Source organism: Clostridium acidisoli DSM 12555 (genome assembly GCF_900176305.1).
In the GTDB taxonomy this organism is placed as follows: Bacteria; Bacillota; Clostridia; order Clostridiales; family Clostridiaceae; genus Clostridium_I; species Clostridium_I acidisoli.
Genome location: NZ_FWXH01000015.1, coordinates 72177 through 78499, shown reverse-complemented (window position 1 = coordinate 78499; position 6323 = coordinate 72177). Strand labels below are relative to the sequence as shown.

General features: G+C 31.6%; 5 protein-coding genes. All 5 read left to right on the top strand.

Annotated features, from left to right (window positions below; genetic code table 11):
- The first annotated feature begins 451 nt into the window (after positions 1–451).
- The 5 genes from cdaA (at position 452) to buk (ending at position 6281) form a co-directional block, all read left to right on the top strand.
- The gene (gene cdaA / locus B8978_RS14900; protein ID WP_084116919.1) at positions 452–1300 is read left to right on the top strand and encodes a diadenylate cyclase CdaA; all 849 of its coding nucleotides are present in this window, start codon (positions 452–454) and stop codon (positions 1298–1300) included.
- Positions 1270–2478, top strand: a complete 1209-nt coding sequence (locus B8978_RS14895) for a CdaR family protein (RefSeq protein WP_084116917.1) — start codon at positions 1270–1272, stop codon at positions 2476–2478. The genes cdaA and B8978_RS14895 overlap by 31 nt, the downstream gene beginning before the upstream one ends.
- A 62-nt stretch (positions 2479–2540) precedes the next feature.
- Positions 2541–4175 carry an NAD(P)/FAD-dependent oxidoreductase gene (locus tag B8978_RS14890; protein WP_084116915.1) on the top strand — a complete coding sequence of 545 codons (1635 nt, stop codon included), beginning with the start codon at positions 2541–2543 and terminating at the stop codon, positions 4173–4175.
- A gap of 111 nt (positions 4176–4286) precedes the next feature.
- Positions 4287–5192: a phosphate butyryltransferase gene (ptb, locus tag B8978_RS14885; RefSeq protein WP_084116913.1), complete on the top strand. Its 906-nt coding sequence runs from the start codon at positions 4287–4289 to the stop codon at positions 5190–5192.
- 21 nt (positions 5193–5213) lie between these two features.
- The gene (gene buk / locus B8978_RS14880) at positions 5214–6281 is read left to right on the top strand and encodes a butyrate kinase (protein ID WP_084116911.1); all 1068 of its coding nucleotides are present in this window, start codon (positions 5214–5216) and stop codon (positions 6279–6281) included.
- The last annotated feature ends 42 nt before the right edge of the window (positions 6282–6323 follow it).

The window sequence follows — 6323 nt, the reverse complement described above, 5'->3', positions numbered from 1 at the left end:
AGTTTTCAATGAATAAGTATTTATTAACATATTAAACTGTTATTTAAGTGCCAAAGAGCAAAACCTACGGTTAAAATACATAGTAGAGTTGTCTCTAAATATTAAGACATATAAATTCATTATTTTTCTGACGTAGAAGGAAAAATTTCCTTAGCCTTTATGGATTTATCCATAAACACTTCACCTTTTATCCGAGCATAGCAAGTATAAAACCCATCACCTCGCCATTTGGCGACCCTTCGACTTTTAACGTGCGCAGCAATCGTTAAAACCCTTCACCAATACTTCGCAATTTCTTTATACTATGATTAAGCTTAATTAATTCAAAAAGCTATATAGTTATTATTCCTAATAATTTTATTAATATTTTATAAAATTATTTTTTCTATATCCTACATATGACAGTAATAGTGTATAATTTATAATAAGCTAGTATTAAGGGAGTGAAATCATGGACATAATAAATATTATTGTTGCAGCAGTTAAAACAATCAATATATCTACAGTCCTAGATATTGCAGTTGTTTCATATATTTTTTATAAGGCATATATGCTTATAAAAGAGACAAGAGGAGAACAGCTTTTAAAGGGAATACTTCTTATTATTTTGCTTATACCAATAAGTAGCATTTTACATCTAACTATGCTTAATTGGATTCTTCAAAGGACAATAACAATTGGAGTGTTATCCATAATAATTATATTTCAACCAGAAATTAGAAGAGTTTTAGAGCATTTAGGAAGAAGTGCATTTAATGACTTTCATGTTTTTGAAGATAAGGAAAAAATGGATGAAGTCATAACTCAAATTTTAAATGCTGTGTTTAATCTTTCAGAAACAAGAACAGGAGCATTAATTGTATTAGAACAGAGGACAAAACTTGAAGACATAATGAAGACAGGAACTAAAATAGATGCAGATGTTAGTAGTGCACTGTTAGAAAACATATTTGTGGTTAATACTCCGCTTCATGATGGAGCTACAATAATAAGAAACAATAGAATAGCAGCTTCTGGATGTTTTTTGCCATTGTCTTCAAATTATGATATTAGTAAAAAACTTGGAACGAGGCATAGGGCAGGTATAGGTATATCTGAAAATTCTGATTCACTTGTTATTATTGTATCAGAAGAAACCGGCGCAGTTTCTCTTGCTATAAATGGAAAATTAACAAGAAATTATACTAAAGATAAGCTTAAGGATATTCTATTAAGAATAATTCTAATAAGATTTTCTAAAAAAGATTCATTTAAAGAGAAGGTGAAAATGTGGAAAAGAAAAATAATAGGCAAATACTAATAAGAATATGCTGCATTATCGCCTCCTTTTGTTTATGGCTTTATATTTCAAATGTTGAAAACCCTATAAGTACATATGTAATCAGAAATGTGCCTGTTAAACTTATAAATGTGGACGCTCTAGATCAGTCAAAGCTAACAGTGCTTCCCAATCAAAAATTTTCAGTATCTATAAATGTAAGAGGTACTAGTCTAGAGTTAATGAAGATTAAGGCAAGCGATTTTAAGATAGTTGCGGATATGAGTCAATATGCTGTTAAGGAAGGTGAAAATAGGATTCCAGTGCAAATAGTACACTATCCTAGCAATGTAAATATAGAAAACAGTAGCAATATGTGGACAGATGTTGAGATTGACAAATTGTATGAAAAAAATGTGCCAATTAAAGTTAAAGTAGAAGGTAAAACCAGAGCGGGTTATTACTATCTTGAACCAGCATTAAGTCAGGCAGATGCAACAATTAGCGGAGCAAGTAAATATGCAAGTATGATAAGTAATGTTGTAGCAAACGTTAATGTAGAAAATTTGAACAAAGATTTAGAAATAGAACCGAAGCTTCAAGCCGTTGATAAAAATGGGAAAATTATAGATAATATATCAATAAAACCACAAAAAATAACAGTTACAGTACCTATTAAAAAATCCAAGTCAGTTGGGATAAATGTTGTAACACAAGGAAAACCGCCTAGCGGTATCGATATAAAGACAATAACTTCTGTAGATGAGGGTGTAGATATAATAGGTGATTATGATAAGGTTAAGGATATATCAACTATAAATACAAAACCTATAGACTTAGGAAGTATTTCAAAGTCTAACATAATAAGTGTTAAACTAGACCTTCCGGAGGGTATAAGTACCTTAAGTGGGAAAAATAGTGTTGATGTAAAGATTGATGTAGATGAAGTAATACAGAAGACAGTTGCAGCAAACGTTAATATTATAAATTTGCCTCAAGGATTTACAAGTGCACAGGATAACAATTCAGTAAATGTTACTTTATCTGGTGATGCTACAATTATTAATACAATTAATGCAGCGGATGTAAAAGCAGTAGTTGATGCTTCAAGTTTCAAAGAAGGGGTTAATAGTGGAAAGATAAGTGTAACATTGCCAAGTGGAGTTACAAGTACAGGAAACTCTCCAGATACTATAAATGTTACGTTAACTAAAAAGTAATTAAAAAAATCGTAAAAAAATATACTAGCATGATTTCTAGTCATGTAATTAAGGGAGAAAAAATGCCAATTAGAATAAATAATATAAATTTAGATATAGAAGAGGATATAACAATTCTTAAGAAAAAGGCAGCAGAAAAATTAAGAATTTCAGATACTTCAATAAAGGAATTTAAAATACTTAAAGAGTCAATTGACGCAAGAAAAAAAGATTCAATAAAATTCAACTATGCTTTAGAAATATGTGTAGAAAGTGAAAAAAAGCTTGTAAATAGAATACACAATAAAGATGTGGTGCTTGAAGAAAAATTTGATGAGGAAACCTTGAAGTTTGGAAGTGAAAAGCTTGACCATAGACCAGTTGTTGTTGGAATGGGACCTTCAGGTATGTTTGCAGCATTATTACTTGCTAGAAATGGATATAGACCTCTTGTCATTGAAAGAGGCGAAAATGTTGAAGACAGAACAAAAAGCGTGGAGGATTTCTGGAAAACTGGAGTACTAAACACTGAATCTAATGTTCAATTTGGAGAAGGTGGGGCAGGTACTTTTTCTGATGGAAAGTTGACAACAAGAATTAAAGATAAAAGATGTCAATATGTAGTAAGTGAATTTGTTGGTTTTGGAGCACCAGAGGAAATAGCATATTCAGGCAAACCGCATATTGGAACAGATATATTAAAGGGCGTTGTTAAAAATCTTCGTGAAGATATAATAAGACTTGGGGGAGAAGTTAGATTTAGCAGTAAACTTGAGAAGCTTATTACAAAAGAAGGAAAATTAAAGAGCATAATTGTAAATGGAGAAGAAATACCGTGTGAAATTTTAATAATGGCTATAGGACATAGTTCAAGAGACACTTATGAAATGTTATATGAAAATAATGTATTTATGGAAGCAAAACCATTTGCTGTTGGTGTTAGAGTCGAACATCTTCAAAGTATGATAAATGAAAATCAATATGGGAAATATGCAAACCATCCTAGACTAAAAGCAGCAGATTATAGACTTGCATTTAATTCAGAAACTGAAGGCAGATCTGTCTATAGTTTTTGTATGTGTCCGGGTGGAGAGGTAGTAGCTGCAGCATCTGAAAATAGAAGGCTTGTAACTAACGGTATGAGTAATTATAAAAGAGATAGTAAAAATGCTAATTCAGCATTAGTTGTAACTGTAGGCCCTGAAGATTTTAAAAACGAAAGTTATAAATTCAAACAAAAATTTCAAAGCAATTATCCACTTCTAGGAATGGAGATGCAAAGATTTTATGAAGAACTTGCATTTAATGTTGGTGGAAGTAATTATAATGCCCCTGTACAATTAATGGGAGATTTTTTAAAGGATAGTGTAAGTAATAAGATAGGAAATGTAAAGCCTAGTTACAGACCAGGGTTTGAGTTTGCCTCATTGAATAGTTGTCTTCCGAATTATGTGGTGAATTTATTAAAAAATGGTATTGTAAATTTTGACAGAAAAATTAAAGGCTTTGGTGACTATGACAATATTTTAACAGGAATTGAAACAAGGACATCAGCTCCAGTAAAAATAATAAGAAATGATGAAATGGAGAGCATTTCTGTAAAAGGCTTATATCCAAGTGGTGAAGGGGCTGGATTTGCAGGCGGCATAATATCTGCCGCAGTTGACGGATTAAAATGTGCTGAAAACATAATAAAAAAATATAAAAACTTGAACTGAATTTTCTGAAAAGTCCCGTTTCTTGTTAAATTTTTGGTAAAATAGAATTAAGATGTTTAGAGATAAATATTATATACAAGTATAAAAATTTTAAGAAGAGGTGTACATATAATGATTAAAAGCTTTGATGAAATTTTATTAAAGGTTAAAAGTAAAGACATAAAGACTGTAGCAGTAGCTGTAGCACAGGATGAACCAGTTCTTGAAGCTATACGTGATGCAAAAAAGAATGGCATAGCAGAAGCAATACTTGTAGGTGACAAAAGCGAAATAATATCAATAGCGCTTAAAGTTGGTATGAATATTGATGAGTTTAAAATAGTTGACGAGCCTGACATAAAAAAAGCTACTTTAAAAGCTGTAGAACTTGTTTCACAAGGAAAAGCTGACATGGTAATGAAAGGTTTAGTTGATACTGCAACTTTCTTAAGATCAGTACTTAATAAAGAAGTTGGTCTTAGAACAGGAAAACTTATGTCACATGTTGCTGTTTTTGAAACAGAAGCATTTGATAGATTGTTATTTTTAACAGATGTTGCTTTCAACATGTATCCAACACTAAAAGATAAAGTTCAAATAATAAACAATTCAGTTAAAGTTGCTCATGCAGTTGGAATTGATTGTCCTAAAGTAGCTCCAATCTGTGCAGTTGAAGTTGTAAATGAAAACATGCCTGCAACACTTGATGCAGCATTACTTTCAAAAATGAGTGATAGAGGTCAGTTTAAAGGATGTATAGTTGATGGACCATATGCACTTGATAATGCTTTAAGTGAAGAAGCTGCAAAACATAAAAACGTAAAAGGAGCAGCAGCAGGAAAGGCAGATATACTTCTACTTCCAAACATAGAAACAGGAAATGTTATGTACAAAACATTGACATACACAACTAATTCAAAAAATGGTTGTATATTAGTTGGAACTTCAGCTCCAGTTGTATTAACTTCAAGAGCTGACAGCCATGAGACAAAGATGTATTCAATTGCTCTTGCAGCATTAGTTGCAAGTCAAAAATAAAAAGAGAAGGAGACTTATTACATGCATAGAATATTAATAATTAATCCAGGATCTACTTCAACAAAAATAGGTGTTTATGAAGATGAAACTCAAATATTAGAAGAAAATTTGAAACATTCAGCAGAGGAAATAGCTAAATATGCTACAATCTATGATCAATTTCATTTTAGAAAAGAAGCAATATTAAACTTCTTAAAAGAAAAAAATATAGATATTAAAACTTTAAGTGCAGTAGTTGGAAGAGGCGGAATTATAAAGCCTATTGAAAGTGGTACATATATAGTTAACGATAGAATACTTGAAGATTCAAAAAATGGAGTTCAAGGACAACATGCATCAAATTTAGGCTCAATTATATCCAATGAAATAGCAAAAGAAATTGGAGTTTCTGCATTTATAGTTGATCCAGTTACTGTTGATGAAATGCAAGAAGTTGCAAAAATATCAGGAATGCCAGATGTAAAGAGAAGAAGTATATTCCATGCTTTAAATCAAAAGGCAGTTGCAAAAAGATATGCAAAAGAAAAAGGCGTAAAATACGAAGACCTAAATCTTATTGTTGCACATATGGGTGGCGGAACATCTGTTGGTGCCCACTGTAAGGGAAAAGTAATTGATGTAAACAATGCTCTAACTGGAGAAGGTCCATTCTCACCAGAAAGAAGCGGCGGAGTTCCACTTGGAGATTTAATTGATCTTGCTTATAGCGGAAAAGTAACTCATGAAGAAATGAAGAAAAAAATCAACGGAAAAGGTGGAGCAGTTGCATATGCAGGCACAAATGATTTCAAAGTTGTAGCTGACAAAGCTGATGCTGGTGATAAAGCTTCAAAACTAATATATGATGCATATATATATCAAATTGCAAAAGAGATTGGTCAGGATGCAGCAGTATTATCAGGAAAAGTTGATGCGGTACTACTTACAGGTGGAATAGCATACAATAAAGGAATCACAGGTAAAATTGGAGAAAGAGTTTCATTTATTGCTCCAGTAGTAGTTTATCCTGGAGAAGATGAACTTTTAGCTTTAACTCAAGGTGCTCTTAGAGTATTAAACGGAGAAGAAAAAGCTAAGATTTACGAATAATATTAATCGGATAAAATAAAATGGATACCTCAAAGTTTTGAG